General features: G+C 37.3%; 20 protein-coding genes and 1 tRNA gene. 9 read left to right on the top strand and 12 right to left on the bottom strand.

Annotation, left to right across the window (positions count from 1 at the left end; translation table 11 throughout):
- The first annotated feature begins 93 nt into the window (after positions 1–93).
- From asnS to G440_RS0108390, 3 genes are all read left to right on the top strand, one after another.
- Positions 94–1536 (top strand): asparagine--tRNA ligase, encoded by a 1443-nt coding sequence (asnS, locus tag G440_RS0108380; protein WP_026450895.1) that lies wholly within the window; start codon positions 94–96, stop codon positions 1534–1536.
- 161 nt (positions 1537–1697) lie between these two features.
- Positions 1698–3149, top strand: coding sequence for an RNA polymerase factor sigma-54 (gene rpoN / locus G440_RS0108385; RefSeq protein WP_026450896.1), 1452 nt, complete (start codon positions 1698–1700; stop codon positions 3147–3149).
- A complete protein-coding gene (locus G440_RS0108390) occupies positions 3149–3754 on the top strand; it encodes a hypothetical protein (protein ID WP_026450897.1) in 606 nt (201 codons plus the stop codon). The genes rpoN and G440_RS0108390 overlap by 1 nt, the downstream gene beginning before the upstream one ends.
- Here G440_RS0108390 and G440_RS0108395 read toward each other — a convergent pair.
- The 8 genes from G440_RS0108395 to G440_RS0108430 form a co-directional block, all read right to left on the bottom strand.
- Entirely contained in the window at positions 3749–4453 is a 705-nt protein-coding gene (locus G440_RS0108395) for an outer membrane beta-barrel protein (RefSeq protein ID WP_026450898.1), read from the bottom strand. The two genes, G440_RS0108390 and G440_RS0108395, sit on opposite strands and share 6 nt — an antisense overlap.
- Before the next feature lie 101 nt (positions 4454–4554).
- On the bottom strand, positions 4555–5028 hold the full coding sequence (locus G440_RS0108400) for an ExbD/TolR family protein (protein WP_026450899.1): 474 nt from the start codon (positions 5026–5028) through the stop codon (positions 4555–4557).
- 10 nt (positions 5029–5038) lie between these two features.
- Positions 5039–5659 (bottom strand): ExbD/TolR family protein, encoded by a 621-nt coding sequence (locus G440_RS0108405; protein ID WP_026450900.1) that lies wholly within the window; start codon positions 5657–5659, stop codon positions 5039–5041.
- A complete protein-coding gene (locus G440_RS0108410) occupies positions 5659–6084 on the bottom strand; it encodes a hypothetical protein (protein WP_026450901.1) in 426 nt (141 codons plus the stop codon). Before G440_RS0108410 ends, G440_RS0108405 begins: the two co-directional genes overlap by 1 nt.
- Positions 6085–6096: 12 nt before the next feature.
- Positions 6097–6906 (bottom strand): MotA/TolQ/ExbB proton channel family protein, encoded by an 810-nt coding sequence (locus tag G440_RS0108415; protein ID WP_026450902.1) that lies wholly within the window; start codon positions 6904–6906, stop codon positions 6097–6099.
- 494 nt (positions 6907–7400) lie between these two features.
- Positions 7401–7488: transfer RNA gene (locus G440_RS0108420), tRNA-Ser, on the bottom strand.
- A gap of 164 nt (positions 7489–7652) precedes the next feature.
- Entirely contained in the window at positions 7653–8684 is a 1032-nt protein-coding gene (locus tag G440_RS0108425; protein ID WP_026450903.1) for an asparaginase, read from the bottom strand.
- 102 nt (positions 8685–8786) lie between these two features.
- Complete coding sequence (locus G440_RS0108430) at positions 8787–9551, bottom strand: TatD family hydrolase (RefSeq protein ID WP_026450904.1); 765 nt, start codon at positions 9549–9551, stop codon at positions 8787–8789.
- A gap of 48 nt (positions 9552–9599) precedes the next feature.
- On the opposite strand from G440_RS0108430, the gene G440_RS0108435 reads away from it, so the two are divergent.
- The 3 genes from G440_RS0108435 (at position 9600) to G440_RS0108445 (ending at position 12748) form a co-directional block, all read left to right on the top strand.
- Positions 9600–10034 (top strand): retropepsin-like aspartic protease, encoded by a 435-nt coding sequence (locus G440_RS0108435; protein WP_026450905.1) that lies wholly within the window; start codon positions 9600–9602, stop codon positions 10032–10034.
- A 69-nt stretch (positions 10035–10103) separates the two neighbouring features.
- A complete protein-coding gene (locus G440_RS0108440) occupies positions 10104–12113 on the top strand; it encodes a tetratricopeptide repeat-containing sensor histidine kinase (RefSeq protein WP_157417903.1) in 2010 nt (669 codons plus the stop codon).
- Complete coding sequence (locus G440_RS0108445) at positions 12110–12748, top strand: response regulator (RefSeq protein ID WP_026450907.1); 639 nt, start codon at positions 12110–12112, stop codon at positions 12746–12748. Before G440_RS0108440 ends, G440_RS0108445 begins: the two co-directional genes overlap by 4 nt.
- Before the next feature lie 324 nt (positions 12749–13072).
- On the opposite strand, the gene odhB is transcribed toward G440_RS0108445, so the two are convergent.
- From odhB to G440_RS0108465, 3 genes are all read right to left on the bottom strand, one after another.
- Complete coding sequence (gene odhB / locus G440_RS0108455) at positions 13073–14335, bottom strand: 2-oxoglutarate dehydrogenase complex dihydrolipoyllysine-residue succinyltransferase (protein ID WP_026450908.1); 1263 nt, start codon at positions 14333–14335, stop codon at positions 13073–13075.
- A 49-nt stretch (positions 14336–14384) separates the two neighbouring features.
- A complete protein-coding gene (locus G440_RS0108460; protein ID WP_026450909.1) occupies positions 14385–14834 on the bottom strand; it encodes an ORF6N domain-containing protein in 450 nt (149 codons plus the stop codon).
- 186 nt (positions 14835–15020) lie between these two features.
- Positions 15021–17798, bottom strand: a complete 2778-nt coding sequence (locus G440_RS0108465; protein ID WP_026450910.1) for a 2-oxoglutarate dehydrogenase E1 component — start codon at positions 17796–17798, stop codon at positions 15021–15023.
- 113 nt (positions 17799–17911) lie between these two features.
- On the opposite strand from G440_RS0108465, the gene G440_RS0108470 reads away from it, so the two are divergent.
- Positions 17912–18436: a hypothetical protein gene (locus G440_RS0108470; RefSeq protein ID WP_026450911.1), complete on the top strand. Its 525-nt coding sequence runs from the start codon at positions 17912–17914 to the stop codon at positions 18434–18436.
- Here G440_RS0108470 and G440_RS0108475 read toward each other — a convergent pair.
- Positions 18433–19407 (bottom strand): polyprenyl synthetase family protein, encoded by a 975-nt coding sequence (locus tag G440_RS0108475; protein WP_026450912.1) that lies wholly within the window; start codon positions 19405–19407, stop codon positions 18433–18435. The two genes, G440_RS0108470 and G440_RS0108475, sit on opposite strands and share 4 nt — an antisense overlap.
- Positions 19408–19561: 154 nt before the next feature.
- On the opposite strand from G440_RS0108475, the gene G440_RS0108480 reads away from it, so the two are divergent.
- Positions 19562–20173: a TetR/AcrR family transcriptional regulator gene (locus G440_RS0108480; protein ID WP_026450913.1), complete on the top strand. Its 612-nt coding sequence runs from the start codon at positions 19562–19564 to the stop codon at positions 20171–20173.
- On the top strand, positions 20166–21545 hold the full coding sequence (locus G440_RS0108485) for a TolC family protein (RefSeq protein WP_026450914.1): 1380 nt from the start codon (positions 20166–20168) through the stop codon (positions 21543–21545). Before G440_RS0108480 ends, G440_RS0108485 begins: the two co-directional genes overlap by 8 nt.
- Positions 21546–21643: the final 98 nt, after the last annotated feature.

Raw genomic sequence — 21643 nt, forward strand, 5'->3', positions numbered from 1 at the left:
TTTTGGAACCTACCTGCCGGCAGACAGGTTTGGAGCTTTTTATTTTTTTGAAATTTTATTTAAAAGTATCTTTGCACCTCTTAAAATATGACTATGAAACATAAAACTATAGCTGAACTGTTAAAAAACGACCCAACCCATCACGAAGTTGTGGTTCGCGGTTGGGTACGCTCTTTTAGAAGCAACAGATTCATAGCCCTAAATGATGGATCTACTATTAAAACACTACAATGTGTAGTTGATTTCGAAAATTTCGATGAAGAAATCCTTAAAAAAGTAACCGTTGGTGCAGCTATTGAAGTTACCGGCGTTCTTGTTGAAAGCCAAGGGCAGGGACAAACAGTAGAAATTCAAGTTTCAAAATTGACTGTTTTAGGCGAGGCAAATCCTGAAGATGTAAAACGAACCATTCTTTCTCCAAAGAGACATTCCATGGAGACCCTTCGCGAGCAAGCACACTTGCGAATCAGAACCAATACTTTTGGCGCCGTAATGCGCACGCGATCCAAACTCGCTTTTGCAGTACACGAATATTTTCAGAAAAACGGGTTTAATTATATGCACTCACCTATCATTACCGGTAGCGATGCAGAAGGTGCAGGTGAAATGTTCCGGGTGTCAGCATTAGATCCTAAAAATCCCCCGCTTGATGAAAACGGAAATATAAACTATAAAGAAGATTTTTTCGAAAAAGAAACCAATCTCACCGTGAGTGGGCAACTGGAAGCCGAAACCTATGCCATGGCACTAGGAAAAGTTTATACTTTCGGTCCAACTTTTAGAGCCGAAAACTCAAACACCAGCCGTCACTTGGCTGAATTTTGGATGATTGAACCTGAGGTTGCCTTTAACGATTTAGATGCCAACATGGATTTGGCCGAAGATTTTATAAAGTATGTTGTAAAATATGCATTAGAAAACTGTGCTGATGATCTTGAATTCCTTGAAAACCGATTATTAGAAGAAGAAAAGAGTAAACCACAGAGCGAGCGCAGTGATATGAAACTTCGCGAAAAGCTTCAATTTATATTGGAAAACAACTTTAAAAGGGTGAGCTATACGGAAGCCATTGACATTTTAAAGCGCTCCAAGCCCAACCAAAAGAAAAAATTTAAATATATTATTGAAGAATGGGGAGCCGATCTACAAAGTGAACACGAGCGTTTTTTAGTTGAAAAACATTTTAAATGTCCCGTAATTCTTTTTGATTATCCAGCTACAATCAAAGCCTTCTATATGCGCTTAAACGAAGACGGAAAAACCGTTCGCGCCATGGATGTACTTTTCCCTGGAATTGGAGAGATTGTTGGTGGTTCACAGCGGGAAGAACGCTATGATGTTTTAAAAGAAAAGATGGCCGCCATGGACATTGATGAAAAAGAGCTCTATTGGTATTTGGATCTTCGTAAATTCGGAACAGCTGTTCACAGTGGTTTTGGCCTTGGTTTTGAGCGATTGGTTCAGTTTACAACGGGAATGGGTAACATTCGCGATGTAATTCCTTATCCAAGAACACCTGGAAACGCTGAATTCTAGAGATGCCTGGTGTTGGATGACAGATGACAGGAAGCAAACTACTCCACTTCTGTCATCCGTTATCTGGCATCTGTCTTATTTCACAACTTTATAATAAAACTAGCTACTTAATTATTTTAGTAGCTGGTTTTTTTTAACTTTATAATGTAGCAAATACAACTATGTTAAAACAACATTTAAACCTTAAACTTTCTCAAAAATTGTCACCTCAGCAAATCCAGCTGATGAAGATGATCCAACTGCCTACACAGGCTTTTGAGCAACGAATTTCACAGGAGTTAGAAGAAAATCCAGCCTTGGAAGGAGGGAAAGAAGAAACTGAGGACTATGAAGACGAGTTTAACAATGAAGAATATGACGAAGGCAATGAGGTTATTGAAACGGATATAAACGTTGACGATTATCTTAGTGATGATGAAGTGCCCAGTTATAAACTTTCTGCCAATAATTACAGTGCGGACGATGAAGAACGGCAAATGCCTTATGCCGCAGGGACTTCATTTACGCAATATTTAATGCAGCAATTAAGCACGTATCGCCTTGATGATGAAGAAGAGGAAATAGCAAAATTTTTAGTGGGTAGCGTGGATGAAAGCGGCTACATTCGTCGGGAAATTCAAGATATTGTTGATGATTTGGCCTTTACCCAAAACGTTTACACCACCGAAGATAAGGTTGAAAAGGTTTTAAAAACAGTTCAAGAATTAGATCCTGCTGGCGTTGCGGCACGTGATCTACAGGAGTGCTTATTGATTCAGTTAGAGCGCCGAGTTCCTAGTCCTCCAGTAACATTGGCTATTTCAATTATCGAGGATTCCTTTGATCAATTTAGTAAGAAGCATTACAAAAAACTGATTCAAAAATTTGATATAACTGAAGATCAACTGCGCGAAGCTATTCATGAAATTGAAAGTCTAAACCCGAAACCTGGTGGAACCTATTCTGGAAATAATAGAATAGTAGAGCACGTGGTTCCAGATTTTGCAATAAAAATTGTGGATGGCGAATTAGATTTAACCTTAAACGGTCGTAACGCACCGGAACTCCACGTGAGTCATGATTACACCAATATGCTGAAAGGCTATAAGGAGTCCAAAGACAAGTCAAAGGCTCAGAAAGATGCCGTTATGTTTATTAAACAGAAACTAGATGCGGCAAAATGGTTTATTGATGCCATAAAACAAAGACAGCAAACGCTCTTTATTACAATGAATTCCATCATGCATCATCAAAAGGAATATTTTTTAACTGGCGACGAAAGGAAGTTGAAGCCAATGATCTTAAAGGATATTGCCGATAAAATAAATATGGATGTTTCAACTGTATCCCGTGTTGCCAATAGTAAGTATGTGGATACGCCTTATGGAACAAAGTTGATAAAGGAATTTTTCAGCGAATCGATGAAAAATGACCAAGGTGAAGATGTTTCTACAAAGGAAATAAAGAAAATTCTTGAAATAACTATTTCCGAAGAAAACAAACGAAAGCCGCTTACAGACGATAAATTGGCAAAGATTCTGTTGGAAAAAGGCTATCCAATTGCAAGACGAACTATTGCCAAATATAGGGAACAACTTGACTTGCCAGTGGCAAGACTTAGAAAAGAGATTTAATGAGATTATTTTTAAAGGCTGCTTCGTATATTTTTCACCCTTTATTAATGCCTCTATTGGGGACCATTTTATATTTCAGCGTTACACCCAGATATGTTGAGCCAGAATTGGTACGCGCAAAATTTCTTGCTATTGCAATCATCACTATATTTATACCGATCGTAGTTTTTTTCCTTTTAAAGAATATCAGAGTAGTTGACACCATCTATTTAAAGCAAGTTAAGGAACGTAAGTTTCCATTAATGATACAGTGCATTCTTTTACTTCTTATCATTAAGATGGTTTTTGATCCTTATGACGATAGAGAAATGTACTATTATTTTGTAGGTATACTCTTTTCAGCTTTTAGTGCGCTTATTATGGTATTTTTCAAATTGAAGATCAGCCTACATCAAATGGGAGTTGCCGGAGTTTTAATGTTTTTGGTGGGATTGAGCGCACATTTCAAAATTAACCTGCTCGTTACAATAAGCTTTTTTCTCTTTGTTAACGGCTGGGTTGCGTCATCCCGTTTAAACAGTGATGCCCACACCTATCCCGAACTGGGCATTGGCTTTCTTTTGGGTGCAATTCCACAACTTATTCTTTTCAATCTTTGGCTATAGTATATAGAACATCAAACCCACTTTGAGGGTTCTAAATTCAACAGTTTCACCATCGAACGTAACAGCATCCTTAAAGAATGGATTGAGGCTGTAGGAAGCGAAAAAGTTAAAGGTATTATATCCAAAACTCAATGTAGCTGATAATCGGAGCGGATCAAACTCTGGTATCTTCGTTTGATTAACATCGTTTCCTGGCTGTTTAAAGGTTGCTTTATACCAATAGGCATATCCAACCCTAAAACCTGCATAAACTCTCCAAAACTTATAACTCGACGCGGTAGAGGTACGCCATCTAAATTCTACTGGCGCTTCAAGGATCGCCATATTGAAGCGATTCCGTGTAAAATCCAAATCCTTATCCAAAACCCTAAAGATTGTTTCATCTTTAGCTGTTTCACCTATAAAAAGATTTTGTCCAAATTGATCCAATGCGATCCCTGCACCAACCGCAACAGCAATATTTCTTCGTTTATTGATGGGCATATCTCTTAAATAACCAAATTGGACTCCACCAGTCAGACCTCTAACTCGAGCATTAGAAGGAAGATTTAGAGGAAGATTATAAGTTACACCAATATAGAATTGATCCTCTCTATATAATGAATCTACAGAAGCATGTCTAAGGGTATCCTGCGCCACACTGGAAAAAGCAATCAAGCTTAATAATAGTATAATACAGCTTTTATATATCTTTTGCATATGGATAAAGATAAATCTAATTTCACAAAAATTGAAACAAAAAAAACGCCTTAATTCCGAAATATCGGGACAAGGCGTCTTCTTATAAAATAATATGGTGTTTAGTTATTTATCTCATTTCCTGGTGTGGTAATATAGATAATCTTCAACATATTCAGTTCTCTTAGTTCCTGCTTAATATCAGTAACCTTTCCTGTGTTTGTATTTTCATCCACTTTAAGGGCAACCATAACTCTATCTTGAAGTTCAGGAAGAAGTTTTTGTCGCGCCTCTGTCAATGCAAATTTAAGATTAGTGATATCTGTGTATTTATCACCAATTTGGATCTTAGCTTCTGTACCAAACTTATCTTGGTATCTAGCACTTGGTTTCCCGGCATAAATATATACAGATCTATCTTTCTTCAATTTTTCAACCTGATCTGCCTTAGGCAATACGTTTTGAACCAATAAATTGTCATCACGCAGTACCGTTACTACCATAAAAAAGAACAGTAACATAAACACAATATCCGGGAGGGATGCCGTGTTTACAGCAGGTAATTCATTGCTTTTTTTCTTTCTAAACTTTGACATAGTTAAATTATTATGATCCAGATTTTTTAGGTTCCGCTTCAGAAAGTTTCATTGGAAACAATTTTTGAATCTCCTCCAATTTCGGCTTTACAGCTTCTTCGTTTCCTTTATAGCTACCCTCTTCAATTGCATTGTTTACTTCGGTAAACTTCCAACCGTACAGTCTTTGCGATTCCCTATCTCTTAAAAAGTTGTATGCTGCCACTAATTCATTTTGAACAGCAATATACATTTTGTAGGAAGTAAGTCTATCGTTTTGAACCGAAATTACCGCTTTTTCTGGGTTATCAGATGAAGCTGGATCACGTTTACCTTTACAATAGTTGCAATATTCTGCAGTACCGTTAGAGGCACCTCCATTGTCTAGGAAAGCAATTGCAGCTTTACGAAGATTCTTGAGCTCCATTAGATTGTCATCCACCAACAATTGATCATTCCTATTTACGTTTACAATAAACAGGTTCTTTTCCTTAATCTTTGGAGGGTCAACAATATCCTCTATAGGCGGCAACTGTCTCGCAATACCCTTATCTTTTTCAATGGTAGTAGTTACCAAGAAAAATATAAGCAGTAGAAATGCGATATCCGCCATAGACCCTGCGTTTACTTCGGGTGTTGCTCTTCTTGCCATTATTTTGTAACTTTTTTAATTCCGCTGAAAACCATCGATCCAATAGCCAAAATTGCCATTATATAAAATGTATACAATCCTGTACCTACCCATTTCGACCCGCTTTCAGAAAGCATCTCGCCTTCCGGCATCGTCATTGGAGTGCCATCAGCCAACACGTATGATATAACCACTATTATTACAAACGCTCCTATAGAAAGTAATGTGCTCTTTATATTCCCTGCAAAAATTCCTTTAAGTACGAAAAAGAGAACAAATAAGAGAGTTATAGCAAGTGTTATATACGCCACATACAAAAAGCCATCGAGACCTTCGCCTGTTGCAGCGACGGCAGTATCACCTTTTGCGATGATCATTGCAAGAAAAATAATCCCTGCAATGCTTAGAAGCAATGCTACTATTTTTAAAATTTTATGTAATGCCATCTTGTGGTTTGTTTAGATTTTATTTTTTGTTTTGTAGTTGAACAACATGTCGATCAAAGTGATAGACGCATCTTCCATACTATTAACGATACTATCAATCTTAGCGATAATATAATTATAGAAAATTTGAAGTATAATAGCCACGATCAATCCGAATACGGTTGTCAAAAGTGCCACCTTAATACCACCTGCCACAAGAGACGGGTTCATATCACCAGCTGACTGGATTTTATCGAACGCTAGAATCATCCCGATTACCGTACCCATAAAACCAAGCATCGGCGCTAGAGCAATAAAAAGAGAGATCCAAGACACGTTCTTCTCCAGTTGTCCCATTTGAACACCACCGTAGGCAACAACAGCTTTTTCAGCTATGTCAATCCCTTCGTCAGCGCGATCTAGACCTTGATAGTAAATGGAGGCCACAGGACCTTTTGTGTTTCTACACACTTCTTTAGCAGCTTCAATACCACCGCTGTTTAGTGCATCTTCCACTTCCTGAGCTAATTTTTGAGTATTGGTAGTTGAAAGGTTAAGATAGATGATTCTTTCAATAGCAATTGCCAATCCAAGAATCAAACATAGTAACACAATCCCCATAAATGCGGGTCCACCTTCCACAAAACGTTCTTTTAATTCTTGATGGAATCCTTTATCGGCATCGGCAGCCGGAGCTGGTTCGTCCTGAATAAAAGAAACTGTGGCTGCTGTTACCAAAGCTTGTGAGCTGGTTGGCATTGTTTGCGCTGTTGCAGCGTTTGCGTTTAACGTGCCCACAAAAACCATTGCGGTCACCGCCATAATAGAAAATAATTTTTTCATTGCTATCGACTTAAAGTTTGTTTTTAGTTAAGGGTTTAAAGATATAAAATAATTTAGATAATCTACAAGAATATTAATTTGTACTAGAAATGAATGTCTTTCAATTCTGAAATACACTAGAAACGTGCTATTTACAATTCCGTTTCTAAATTTTTAAAATGAACGTTATTTTTTTAAATATCGGGATAAGCTTACTTCTCTATTGAAACATCGAAGTATGTCGATGCTAATCCCTTCTGGCAATGCTGAAAATACATTGCACTTCAGCAGCTATCGCTGCCTAAACATTTTTACCTTCATAAATTTGCTCGAGCAAGCTCCGAAAAATGGATTAGCTTACTTCTACGCTAAAGCTTTGAAGTATTAGGATGCTGATCCCAAAAGGCTATGCTGGAAATACATTGCACTTCGGCAGCTATCGCTGCCTACCTTTTTATCTTCATAAATTTTCTGGAGCAAGCTCCGACAAATTTATGAAGCTAAAAATGTACTCGCAGAGAGGAAGGGATTCGAACCCTCGATACGCTTGTGGCGTATACACACTTTCCAGGCGTGCGCCTTCGACCACTCGGCCACCTCTCTAAAGTTTTTCTATTCCCCCATTGACCTTCTGATTATAGAGAAATAAAAATTATTTTAAATACTCTTCTTTAATGTAATGCTCTTTGGTCGAGAAAGCACATTCTATGAACGAAGTGCCAAATATCAAAAAAAAAACAACGCTATAAAAAATTTGAGCGGTTTATTTATTGCATTTCTCCACGCAAAGAGGTTTCAAATATGGTTTTGAAGCTATTAGGAGAAATATTTTGTCCCAACAAATACATCAATTTTGCCAATGCAGCCTCCGTAGTACAATCTTTTCCGCTGATAACACCCATTTTTTTGAGTTCCGTACTCGTTTCATAAAGACCCATGTTAACACTTCCACCGGAACATTGGGTAATATTCACCACTGGAATTCCTTTTTTAATCACTCCTTTCAACAAATTGATAAACCAGGTTTCATTCGTTATATTTCCAGTTCCGTAGGTTTCAAGTATCATCCCCTTCAAGTCTGGATATGCAAAAAGATATTCAATGGTTCGCTGATCAATACCAGGAAACATTTTCACCAGCAGAATATTACTTTCTAAATTTTTATGCACTTTCAGTTTTTTTCTTCTGTTGGGCCTGTAAAGCGCTTCATTGTTCACCACCAAATGAACGCCACTCTCAACCAAATCTGGGTAATTTAGAGAAGCAAAAGCCTCAAAGTGCTCTGCATTAATTTTAGTTGTTCTATTGGCACGGTAAAGCTTGTATTCAAAATAAAGACAAACCTCAGCAAGTTTTGAAACACCTTTTTCCTGAAGCGAGGCAATCTGAATAGATGTAATTAGGTTTTCTTTGGCATCTGTGCGCAAATCGCCAATAGGAAGTTGAGAACCAGTAAAAATAACGGGTTTTCCTAAATTTTCTAACATAAAACTCAAAGCCGAAGCAGTATAAGACATCGTATCGCTACCGTGAAGAACCACAAAACCATCTATATCTTCATAGTTCTCTTCTATGATTGTGGCTATCTCCACCCAATATTTAGGATTCATATTTGAACTGTCTATAGGTTCTGTAAAAGTGGTGGTGGTTATATTACAGTCCAATAATTTAAGTTCGGGAATATGGTTTAGCAATTCATCAAAATTGAAATTTCGCAAGGCACCGGTTTCAAAATCTTTTATCATCCCTATGGTTCCACCTGTATATATAAGGAGTATGTTGGGTTTGTGTTTCGTCATATTTTACTTGTTTTAAAGAATTTCCAAAATCGAAAACTCAAAAATCCTACGCAACAGAACTTGAGTGTTGCTTTTCTGAATTTATACGCTCGTCTGGAGAATTTATATTTTAAAAACTTCTAATGAGTTCGCTGTAGTTATCCGCGCCACCTCTTCTTCAGAAACAGTATAAATCTCTGAAAGTTTTTTACATATCAACGCCAAATAACTACTTTCATTACGTTTCCCTCGGAAAGGTGCTGGGGAAAGATAAGGCGAATCAGTCTCCAAAACGATATGCTCTAGCGGAAATTGATCTAAAAAAGTATCAATTTTTCCGTTTTTGAAGGTAACCACCCCCCCGATACCAAGTTTCATATTATATGAAATCGCTGTTTTGGCCTGTTCCAGGGTTCCAGTGAAGCAATGAAAAATTCCGAAGAGATCATCGCTCTTTTCCGTTTCGAGCACTTCAAAAATTTCATCAAAAGCATCACGGCAATGAATCACGATGGGCAGTTTATACTTTTTAGCTAGCTGAATCTGTCTTTTGAAAGCTATTTTTTGAATTTCTAAAGTGGAAGTGTCCCAATATAGATCGATACCAATTTCACCAACGGCATAAAAACCTCGTTTTTTGAACTGTTCTTCAACATGCGTCAATTCATCCTCATAATTTTCCTTTACCGAAGTTGGGTGTAAGCCCATCATCAAAAAAACATTTGAAGGATAATCTTTTTCCAAAGCGTACATAGCTTGGGTATAACTAGAATCAATTGCTGGGATAAAAAAACGCTTTATTCCTGCGTCAAAGGCTCTTTGAATCATTTCATTACGGTCTTCCGCAAAAGCATTGCTATATAAATGGGTATGGGTATCTGTCAACATAGCTACAAAGCTACTTATTTTGTTTGCTATCTTTGCACAAAAAAGTTAATGCAACTACGTAAATATATGGAATCGGAAGGGTTTTACCGGATTCCACTTCAAAGGCTCGCCACGGGCCATTATCTTTTCTCAGCAAGTATCAATAACACGCCAGGGGATTTCATTCTCGATACAGGAGCATCAACAAGTTGTGTGGATCTATCAAGCAGCACCCATTTTTCATTAATCAGCGAAGAAAGTATTATAAAAGCTGCCGGTGCCGGAGCAATAAACATGGAAACCATGTTCTCCCGCAAGAATGAATTCTCTATAAATAAATGGAAAGTTAAAAATATGGATTTTGTGCTCTTTGATCTTTCACACGTAAACCAAGCACTATCTCAAGCCGAAGAAAATCCAGTTCACGGAATTATTGGCGCCGACTTTTTAAAAAAACGACGTGCAGTAATTGATTATGGAAGAAACTGTTTCTATGTAAAGTAGAATGCAGGTTGGATATAGTTTATTACCAATAATTTAAGTACCTTTATTTTCATCTCAAAGTGTTGATTGGTGGCAAATAAAATAATATTTTTATTCTTTAGTCTTGTGCTTACAACCTTTTCGGGGTTATGTCAAGATATTTCCCATTATGAGGAAATTGTAAATACCACAAATGATAAAGCCAAAAAATTGGTGGCATTGGACAGCATTTTAAAGCGCACTTTTAAAACGGATCCAGATGCTTTTATCACATACAGTCTACAGTATATCGACCTGGCGCAAGCCTTGGATAGCATAGAAAGTGCCGCCAAAAAAGCGATGAACTTACAATACCCGCTCACCAATTATAAAAATGATCCACGACAGGCAATAACTATCATAAATAGCGTACTTGCCAGGAAATACAAAATAAAAGACAGCCTTTTATTGGGTGGACTTTACATAAAACGCGGGAGCGCAAATACCAAGGTTGATCTAAAAAAGGCGATTGAGGATTATAATTTGGCGCTCATAAATTTTTCATCTTGCGACTCCTTAAATATCGCCGACACCTATTTATTTAGGGGTCAAGCCTATTCCCAATTAGGGAAGTTTATATTAGCTGGGGAAGACCTAACAAAGGCTTTCAATATTTATGAATCTAAAGAGGAATACGACTATATGGTCTATGCGCAACAGGGCATCATCAATATGTTTAGTATGAATGGTTTTTATGAAAAAGCGAAGTTGGAGCGAGATATGCTGATTCAGAAAATGAGAAATTTAAAGTTAGATTCCTATTTATCAAACGAGTATTACAATCAAGCTTTAGATTATAAAAAAATGGGGGATCCTGCTCAGGAATATAAATCACTACTAAAGGCCGAAAAAAATTTTGATGAAAATGCCTCCAGTAAGTCAACCTATGTTGGTATCCAATCAACACTTATAGAATATTATTGCCAACAAAACCAGCTCGTTGAGGCTAAAAAACATCTTGATATTCTGGAATCCTTGGAATATGACTTTTCTGGAAACTCCTTGGCTGAAATGAATTATTTGGGAGCAAAGGCTGCGTATCTTAAAACAAGAGGAAAATATGAAGAAGCCTTAGTCTTACTTGAAAAAAAATTGGTTATTGCCAAAAGTCTTGGTTTGGAAGATGAAATTATGAGCTCGTATTCATCTTTATCAGCGCTTTATTTTGATTTAGGCGATTACAAAAAAAGTATTTTGAATAACCACGCATCAACGGCTCTTAAGGATTCTATATATAACAAAAGTACCGCAAACACGCTCGCATATTTTCAAACCTTATACGAGACGGAAAAGAAAGAAAAAGAGCTAGTTGAAAAAACCGCAGATATAAATCTTCTTGAAAAAGACAATCAAGGTTTTAAAAAGGTAATGCTATTTGCGGGAGTTGCTGCCATGTTTGGGTTTGGGCTGGTTCTGCTTTATCGCAATCAAAGATATTTAAAAGCGAACAAAATTCTTCAAGAACGCTACAGTCAGGAGTTACTTATTTCGCAAGAAGGGGAGCGCAGGAGAATATCTAAAGACCTCCACGATGGGGTTGGTCAACAACTATTAGTTATAAAAAACAAATTAATGGCCAGCGGAGACGAAGACACCAAGCAAATGGTAGACCATACAATAGAAGAAGTACGCGCTATATCTAGAGATCTTCACCCGTTTCAGCTTCAAGAATTAGGAATAACAAAAGCCATAGAATATACTATAAACCAAATAGATGAGAACACCAAACTTTTTATTTCAGCAGAAATTGATAATATTGACAATATCTTTTCAAAGGAAGACGAAATAAATATTTATAGAATTATTCAAGAGAGTTTAAGCAATATACTTAAACACGGCCAGGCCGAAGCAGGAAAGGTTTCGGTGAAAAAATTGCGTAACAATATCATAATTTCGATACGCGATAACGGCGTAGGTTTCGATTTTGGTGAAAAGTACCAAGACGTAAAATCCTTAGGATTAAAAACACTTTTAGAACGAACCAAGTTTTTAAACGGTCAAATGAAAGTATCATCTAAAAAAGAAAGCGGCACTGTGCTAGAATTTCAATTTCCGATATGAGTTATACTACCCCGTCCATCATCATCGCAGACGACCATCCCCTACTTTTAAAAGGCCTTAGTGACTTTTTAATTGAAAAAGGATACAACCTTATAGGCCAAGCCAATAACGGAAGAGAAGCCTTTAATTTAATAATCGAAATGAAGCCTGACATCGCAATTTTGGATATTCAAATGCCATATATGTCTGGGCTCGAAATTGCGCAGCAATGTAAAGACCTAAATTTAGAAACTAAAATTGTACTAATAACCCTCCATAAAGAAAAGGATCTCTACCAAAAAGCGCAGGAACTGAATATTTTTGGTTATATATTGAAAGAATTCGCGTTAGAAGAAATCGAGAATTGTATTAAAACAGTAACGGAAGGAACGCCTTTTTTTAGCGATAGAATAAAAGAACTTATTGGGGTTATACTATTGGAGGATAACGAGCTTAGTAGTCTTACACCTTCCGAAAGAAAGATCCTAAAGCTTATTGCACGAGATAAGACCAATAAAGAAATAGCTTCACAATTATTTATTTCGTACCGAACGGTCGAGAAACACCGAAGTAATATTATCACCAAACTTCACCTTGAACCTAAAACAAATAGTCTTCTTATCTGGGCCAAGGAAAATCACGACAAGCTGTTATAGGATTCTTTAAAGGAATATTAGTGAATCGTCAAATTTCAATCGTTTAAGGTGTAATAATCTACGTAGTATTACGTATTCCATATCTCTATAGAATGTCTTATTTTTACTTTATGCAAGATTCAGCTTATATAGAAGAAGAGGTTAAAACTTATAAAACATCGAACGCTTCAAACAGACCGATGTTTATCATCTTAACCATTGCCACCATATTGATTATTATATTGAATTTAATAAGTACACTATTTTTTTACTGAGTAGTTTCCTAATTAATCAAAAAAAATCCGGCAATGGCCGGATTTTTTAATTTTATATACTCAAAGCTCCTTATAGCTCTAAAGCGCGTTTCACGTTGTTATCCATTAAAAGCTCCTCAGGCCTTTCAAGTGCTTCTTTTATAGCCACTAAAAATCCAACAGATTCCTTACCGTCAATAATTCTATGGTCGTAAGATAAAGCCAAGTACATTACTGGGGCCACTACAATACCTCCATCTCTTACAATTGCGCGTTCCACGATGTTGTGCATTCCCAAAATTGCCGATTGTGGTGGATTAATAATTGGAGTTGAAAGCATACTTCCAAAAACACCTCCATTAGATATTGTAAAAGTACCTCCAGTCATTTCATCTACGGTAATCTTACCATCTCGTGCGCGAAGAGCAAGTCTTTTCACTTCATTTTCCACACCTCTAAAATTCAAGTTCTCTGCATTTCTGATTACTGGAACCATTAAACCTTTTGGCCCAGAGACTGCTATAGAAATATCTTTAAAATCGTAGGTAACCATATAATCACCGTCGATCATGGAGTTTACATCTGGGTAAAGCTCTAATGCCCGAACCACAGCCAAAGTGAAGAACGACATAAAGCCTAGTCCTACTCCGTGTTTTTCTTTGAACTGTTCCTTATATTGACTTCTTAAAGCAAAAATGGGGCTCATATCTACCTCATTAAATGTGGTAAGCATGGCGGTTTCATTTTTTGCTGAAACCAAACGCTCTGCAACTTTTCTACGAAGCATAGAAAGTTTTTTGCGCTCACTCCCGCGACTTCCTGTTCCCGGAGTTCCCATAGAAGGCGTTGAAGAAACAGCATCTTGTTTAGTGATACGTCCGTCACGGCCACTTCCCTTCACATCTTTCGAAGTCATTCCTTTTTCATCAAGAATTTTCTTCGCAGCTGGTGAAGCCGATCCTGTAGCATATGTTTTTTTATCCTGTTTTTGGTCTGGAGCAGAAGATTTTGAGGGCGCCTCTTTCTTTGTCTCCGCTTTTGCCGGAGCTTCCTTTTCTTTTGAATCTTCTTTTTTAGATTCTTTCTTCTCTGAAGAATCAATTCCTCCTGGTTTTTTGGCTTCTGTATCAATTAGACAAACCACATCTCCCACTGCAATAACATCACCTTCTTCGGCTTTTAAAGTAATAATGCCGCTAGCTTCTGCTGGAAGTTCCAAAGTTGCTTTATCACTATCTACTTCGGCAACCGCTTGATCTTTTTCAACGTAATCGCCATCCTTTACCAACCAAGTTGCTATTTCAACTTCGGTGATGGATTCTCCCGGAGACGGGACTTTCATTTCTAATGCCATAATTTTTATCTTTTATAACTGCAAGAATAATTATCCTTGCGGGAAATTTTTATTTAAACCCTATTCTTTTTCGTTCTATTTGTTCTTTTTCCTTTCGGTCCTTCTGCATCAAATACCGTAAAACATCGTTTACGTTATTAAATTGCTGATCGTATTTTTCTTCCAATTTGGAAAGCTTTTCTCCTAACTCTTTATGTGAAAGTGCAAATTGACGCATCATCACAAAAGCTCTAATTATCGAGATATTTACAAGTATAGCCGTTTTGCTCCGTAACACACTTGATAACATTGCCACGCCTTGCTCTGTAAATGCGAAAGGTTTATACCTTGTTCCACCGTGCTGATTTGACATCACAAGTTGTGATCTCAAGTTTTCAAATTCATTTTCGGTAAGCTCAAACATAAAATCGTTATGAAACCGCTCCATATTTCTACGAACAGCCTGTTTCAAAACTCTTGTTTCAACTCCATAGATTTCAGCAAGGTCAAAATCCAGCATAACATTCTCGTTACGCTATTCATATATTCTATTTTGGATTTCTTGTAATTTCATCTCGATTCAAACTACATGATACAATATTTCAAAAGCCTATCACTATTTACGACAAACCACTCATTTCATTCAAGTAAAAATATTATTAATTCTTCTGAATACCTATCAGGAATTAAAAACCTTTTACAAAAATCACTTCATATCTTTATCAAAAACATTCTCAATTACTTTTGCGTGTCGTGCTTTTGAACGCACAGTGCTTCCAGCTGCTGGAGCTGCATACATTTTTCTACTGCAAACCCTAAAGTTTCTCGCTTCTTCAAAATGCATCATAAGGTGAGAATAGGCGCCCATATTTCTAGGCTCTTCCTGTGCCCACACCACGTCATCGGCATCTTTGTATTTTTTAATTATTTTATTAATTTGTTCAATCGGTAAAGGAAACAATTGTTCTATACGAACCAATGCCACATCATCTCTTTTCAGCTCTTCTCTTTTTTCGAGTAGATCGTAGTAGAATTTCCCAGTAACAAAGACTAATGACTTTACTTTTTTCGCTTTCGCTTCTGCATCGTCAATTAACATCTGGAACGTACCATTTGCAAATTCTTCCTTAGTAGAAACTACTTTTGGATGACGCAATAAACTTTTCGGAGTAAATACAATTAGTGGCTTGCGATATTTAGTTTTTAACTGTCTTCTAAATAGGTGAAATAAATTTGCAGGTGTTGTAACATCTGCTACATACATATTATCAACCGCACATAATTGAAGATAACGCTCCATTCTACCCGAAGAGTGTTCTGCACCCTGTCCTTCATAACCGTGTGGCAATAGCATGACCAAACCATTTTGAAGCTTCCATTTATCTTCTGCAGCAGAAATGTACTGATCTATCATTATTTGGGCTCCGTTGCTAAAATCACCAAACTGTGCTTCCCATATCGTTAAAGTTTGAGGGCTAGCCATGGCATAACCGTAATCAAAACCTACAACGCCATATTCAGACAATAATGAGTTATAAATATAAAATTCAGCTTGATCTCCTTTTAGATTATTTAAAAGAACAACTTCTTCTTCACTCTCTTCTACTTTAATAACTGCGTGACGGTGTGAGAATGTTCCTCGCTCCACATCTTGCCCGCTCATTCTAACGTCGTGGCCTTCTTTCAAAAGACTTCCATAGGCCAGAAGTTCGCCCATAGCCCAGTCAAGCTTATTGTCTTCAAAATACATAGCGTGCCTATGTTCAATAAGCTTTCCTATTTTTTTGAGGAATTTTTTATCTTCAGGCAACTTGGTAATTACCTCTGCTATTTCGTCAAGCTCCTTAAGATCGAACGTAGTATCAACCGGTTCTATCATTTGGTTTTCTTCGGAGTAATCATAGCCTTCCCATTCGTCCTGCATAAAAGGTGTAATGGTAGTTTTATCTTCCTTTCTGGAATCTTCTAGATTTTCTTCTAGTTTATTTTTGTATTCCTCTTCTAATTTAGCCGTATAGCCTTCATCAATAACGCCTTCTGCAATCAATTTTTCCGCATAAATATTTCTCGGGTTTTCGTGCTTGGCAATTGCCTTATAAAGTTTAGGCTGTGTAAATCTAGGTTCATCACCTTCGTTGTGTCCATATTTTCTATAGCCCAACAAATCAATAAAGACATCACGACCAAACTCCATTCTAAAATCTAATGCGAAGAGCATGGCATGAACCACAGCTTCCACATCATCTGCATTTACGTGAAGAATGGGTGAAAAAGTCACTTTTCCAACATCAGTACAATAGATTGAGGAACGAGCATCTAGATAGTTCGTGGTAAAACCTATTTGGTTATTGACCACAATATGAATGGTTCCACCCGTTTTATAGCCATCAAGCTGAGCCATTTGTACAATCTCATAAACAATACCTTGCGCAGCGATGGCAGCATCACCGTGAACAACAATTGGTAATACTTGACTTGGATTCTCTTTATAATGATCGTCTTGTTTGGAACGTGAAATCCCTTGAACAACAGCACCAACAGTTTCTAAGTGAGATGGGTTTGGGGCAATATTAAGATTGATTTCCTTCCCGGAATCAGTTTTTCGCTTAGAGGTCCAACCTAAGTGATATTTTACATCACCGTCAAAAATATCCTGTGCATAATCTTTACCATCAAATTCGCTGAAAATATCCTTGGCACTTTTACCAAAAATGTTGGTCAACGTACTTAAGCGACCCCGGTGTGCCATTCCCATTACGAATTCCTTCACTCCCTTTTCAGCGGCGTTTTCAATTAGGGAATCCAAAGCTGGGATCAAACTTTCGCCACCCTCAAGTGAAAAACGTTTTTGCCCAACGTATTTTGTATGAAGAAAGCTCTCAAAAGAGACAGCTTCATTCAGTTTTCTAAGTATATGTTTTTTATGCTCTTTCGAGAAAGCAGGTTGATTGTCGTTGGCATTCAGCCTTGCTTGAATCCAATCAATTTCTTCGGGATTACGAATAAACATATATTCTATCCCGATAGAATCGCAGTAGATTCTTTCAAGATGCTTAATTATCTCTTCTAAAGAGGCTTCTCCAATACCTATGACCTCTCCAGCTCTAAAAGTTGCTTTCAGATCGTGTTGTGATAGGCCAAAATTCTCAATTGCTAAAGTTGGCGAATATTTTCTCCGTTCACGGACTGGGTTTGTTTTCGTAAAGAAATGCCCACGAGTACGATAGCCATCAATCAGCTTAAGCACCTGAAACTCCTTGATTACATCTGCACAAATTGCGCCTAGATCGTATTCTTGAGGTTCTGCCGGAGAAACCTCCGGAGCAGCAAAGAACTCTTGACTGCCGGGTTCAGAACCAAAATCGAAACCTTGGAAAAAAGCTCTCCAACTTGGTTCAACACTGTCTGGGTATTGTAAATATTTTTCGTAAAGCTCCGCGATGTAAGAAGGGTGAACCGCGTTTAAGAATGAAAATTTATCCATGATAAAAAGGCAAGTAGGTCTTTAAAATAAAACGGTACAAATATACGCTTATTAAGCAGAATAGCCGACTCGATTTCATATATTTATTGTCTGAAATTCTTAAAGTATTCATAATGAAAAAGACCATTTTTAAGTGTTTGACAAAAATATTATTTTCCGTCGTCGTTCTTTTCTGCACAAATAATTCGTTTGCTCAAAATCAAGAAAATGAATTTTGGGATCACGTACGCTTCGGAGGAGGGATAGGACTTAGTTTCGGAGATGGCTTCTTCAGTGGAACATTAGCTCCAAGTGCTATTTACCAATTTAACAACCAATTTGCAGCTGGGGTAGCATTAAGTGGAACTTACAATAGTCTGAAAAATAGATACACCTCCACAATTTTAGGCGGAAGTATTATTGCGCTCTACAACGTAATACCAGAAATTCAACTATCGGCAGAGTTTGAGGAACTGAATGTTACCCGCAACTATGAATATAATATTCCAAACCAAAACTATTGGTATCCCGGCTTGTTTATTGGCGCAGGCTTTCACACCAACAATTTTACTATTGGAATACGGTATGATGTGCTTTATGACGACAATAAAAGCATCTATGCCCAAGCCTGGGCTCCATTTGTAAGAATCTATTTTTAAACCTTACGCAACATCAAATCATCACCAAATAGACGGAGTTGTTCCTTATTTTCTTCGGAAATATTTATAGCATCTAAAAGAGAATATGCCAAATTATTATACTTCTCTATTTCCGCTTGAGTGGCCTCAGCAGCTCCAGACTGAATAAAAATCTCTGTTATCCTTGCAATCTTGTCCGTTGGATCTTTCGGGTTAATGTCGAAAAGATGCTCCAGTTCTTCCGCTTGTGCAGAGGAACCTTTCCTAGCCGCCGTCAAGTACAAAAAGGTTTTTTTATTTGAAATGATATCGCCTCCCACCTGTTTTCCGAAGGTTTCAGGGTTGCCAAATACATCAAGATAATCATCCTGTAACTGAAAAGCAATGCCTAGGTTTTTTCCAAACTGATAAATATTTTCTTTATCATCTTCGGCAGCTTCGGCAACAATAGCGCCCATTTTCATAGCGGCACCCACTAAAACAGCTGTTTTGTGATCTATCATTTTTATATATTCCGATAGCAGAACATCATCACGGGTTTCAAAATCCATGTCGTGTTGCTGTCCCTCGCAAACCTGTAGTGCAGTTTCACTGAATAATTTGGCGAGTTCCTGAAACATTTTTGGCTCATAGCACTCAAAAAACTGATAGGCCAAAATCAACATAGCATCTCCAGAGAGAATACCGGTGTTTACATCCCATTTTTCATGAACTGTCCTTTTCCCTCTTCGCAAAGGCGCATTGTCCATAATATCATCATGAATAAGTGAGAAATTATGAAACATTTCTATAGCCAAAGCGGAAGGAACCGCTTTTTCATAATCAACCTCGAAAAAATCACAGACCATTAATGTAAGTACTGGCCTGAGCCTTTTACCACCTAAAGAAAGGATATAGTTAATAGGATCATATAATTGAGAAGGCTCATTTTTTAAAACGGCTTTTGCGAGACTATCATCGAGAAGTGCGCTGTATTTCTTTAAAAAATCCATGAATCAAAATTTTTGGCTAAAGTAAAACAAGGAAAGCAAATGCGCACAATTTATCGACGAAAATAGCCTTGTGATTCTAGGATGTTAAATAAAGCAAAACTTTGGAAACTTATTTTGTTTTTAAAGTTTCCTTGAATTATATTTGCGCCCGATTATGAAAGATAAAATTATAAGAAAGGCAACGGAACTCTTCCTAAAGCTTGGTTTTAAAAGTGTTACGATGGACGATATCGCCAATGAAATGGCTATATCAAAAAAAACCATTTATACCCATTTTAAGAATAAGACCACGCTGGTTAGGGAGTGCGCTTTTTCAGTTATGGACAGTATAACCACTGGTATAGATCAAATTTGTGCTTTAGACAGCAATCCAATTGAGGAATTGTTCGAAATAAAGAAGTTTATAATGCAAAAATTGGAAGACGACCAAACTTCTTCACAATTTCAACTTCAAAAGTATTATCCGGAAATAGGCAAAAAACTCCATCAAAACCAATTGGAAAAAATGCTGGAATCCACACAGAAAAACATTAAAAAAGGAATCGACCAAGGCTTTTATCGCAAAAATCTTGATTCAGATTTTATCGGTCGCCTCTATTTTATGGGAATTACCGGTATTCAGAACGAAGATTTATTTCCGATTGAAAAATTTTCATCCAAATATAGAACGGAAGAATATCTTGAATATCATCTGCGGGGTATTGTAACGCCCGAAGGTCTAATAACACTAAACAAATTCATCAAAGAGCATAAAACCAATGACTAAAAAGATTTTAATTTTCAGTTTTATACTTTCCACAATCGTGGGCTTTTCACAAGAGAAGAAAGCATATAACTTCACCTTAGAGGAAGCAGTAGTCTTTGCTTTAGACAGTAATTACACTTCTATAAATGCTAGGCGCGACATTGCAAAAGCCATCAAACAAAAGTGGGAAACAACGGCGCAGGGACTTCCACAGATTGATGGAAGCATTAGCTATCAAAATAATTTAAAACAACCTGTCACCCTTATTCCTGCCGAATTTGGAGGTGGCGAACCTGGAACTTTCACACCTGTAAGCTTTGGAACCAAACAGAATGCAAACGCAGTTGCCACATTAAACCAGCTAATTTTTGATGGAAGTTATCTTGTAGGTCTAAAAGCAGCCAAAGCATTCTTAAGATTTTCTGAAAACGCAAACGAAAAAACACGTTTAGAGGTGAGAAAAGGCGTTATCAATGCCTACGGAAGTGTTTTACTAGCTCAGGAATTGGTGGATATTTTTGAAAAGAATAAAACCAAATTGGAAGAAAACCTCAACGAAACCAGAACCATTTACGAAAACGGCTTAGGCGAAGAAGAAAGTGTTGAACAGCTTGAAATCACTCTTTTAGATATTGAAACCCAATTAAACAACGCCAAACGAAGTCAAAAAATTGCAAAGCAAATGTTTAATCTCGCCTTGGGGATTGATGTGGAAACACCCGTAACCCTAACAAACGACTTGGATAAACTGGCTGATAACAACATTAGTTTAGCACTTTTGAATGACTCTCTTAACCTTGAAGAAAACGTGGATTATAAAATAGCCAACAATCTTGTGGAGCAACGCTATTTTGAAAATCGATTAGAACGAAGTAAGGGACTCCCAAGACTCTCAGCATTCGTAAACTACGGAGCCTCGGCAAACAGCGAGGATTTCACTTTTTTTAATGGCGACCAAAAATGGTATCAATCTTCTGTTTTAGGAGTTAGCCTTAACATTCCAATTTTCAGCAGCGGAATGCGCAACGCCGCTAATCAAAGAACCCATATAGCTCTAGATCAAGCCAAAACAGAACTGGAACAAACCAAACAAGAAATAAAACTTGATTTAACTACTGCACAAAGCAATTACCAGTTCGCAATTGACAATTACGAAAACTCGAAGAAAAACCTTCAACTGGCAGAGCGAATTGAAAATAAAAATCAAATAAAATTTACGGAAGGTCTTGCTACAAGTTTCGATTTACGGCAAGCACAAACCCAACTGTACACGGCGCAGCAACAATATTTTCAAAGTATGTTAAACGTTATTAATGAAAAAGCGAATCTGGAAACAGTGCTGAATATTCCAGAGCTTCGAATAGATGCTGAGGAGATTAGAGGGGAGTATTAAGAAAGTTGAGGAGTTGAGGAGTTGAGGAGTTGAGGAGTTGAGGAGTTGAGGAGTTGAGGAGTTGAGGAGTTGAGGAGTTGAGGAGTTGAGGAGTTGAG

The organism is Aequorivita capsosiphonis DSM 23843 (assembly GCF_000429125.1).
GTDB lineage: Bacteria > Bacteroidota > Bacteroidia > Flavobacteriales > Flavobacteriaceae > Aequorivita > Aequorivita capsosiphonis.